The sequence below is a fragment of the Citrobacter sp. VF227 genome (genome assembly GCF_052950715.1).
Map to the genome: position 1 here is coordinate 1 of NZ_JBRFVF010000589.1, position 438 is coordinate 438.

Sequence of the window (438 nt, forward strand, 5' to 3'; positions counted from 1 at the left end):
CCTACGACGAGCGCGGCCGGGCCGCATCGCGCCAGCCGGCGACGCGTTCTGCCAGGGCCTCGCTGCCGAGATCGGCCCGGCCGCGCTCGTCGTAGGCGACGAGGACTCCGCCGGAGGGCAGATAGGTCGCGAGCGCCGCCGCCTCCTCGGCGCACCGGTCGGGGGCGCGACGGGCCCGGGATTCCGGAATCTCGACGTTGTCGCAGGACGGGAAGCCGAGGCCGCGTCCGAGTTGTGCGGCGCGGTCGCGATATCGTGACGCGAGCTCGCGCTCCGGCCCGGCCTTCAGCCGTCCGACCGCGGCCAGGATCAGGCGCATGGACCTCGGTCCGGCCTAGCCGGCCGCGAGCCCGACGGGACGGTCGGCGCCCCACATCTTCTCGAGATTGTAGAAGCCGCGGACTTCGGGGCGGAAGATGTGCACCAGCACGTCGCCGG

2 protein-coding genes are annotated in these 438 nt (G+C 74.0%); both read right to left on the reverse strand.

From position 1 onward, the window contains the following. Nucleotide 1: 1 nt before the first annotated feature. Nucleotides 2-319, reverse strand: a complete 318-nt coding sequence (locus ACU8YC_RS28025; protein WP_446896398.1) for a 23S rRNA (pseudouridine(1915)-N(3))-methyltransferase RlmH — start codon at nt 317-319, stop codon at nt 2-4. A 15-nt stretch (nt 320-334) separates the two neighbouring features. Further along, nucleotides 335-430, reverse strand: coding sequence for an RsfS/YbeB/iojap family protein (locus tag ACU8YC_RS28030; protein WP_446896399.1), 96 nt, complete (start codon nt 428-430; stop codon nt 335-337). Nucleotides 431-438 lie beyond the last annotated feature (8 nt).

What these genes read in the sequence shown, in the direction of transcription:
- ACU8YC_RS28025 (WP_446896398.1), bottom strand. Translation starts at nt 319, where the DNA reads ATGCGCCTGATCCTGGCCGCGGTCGGACGGCTGAAGGCCGGGCCGGAG.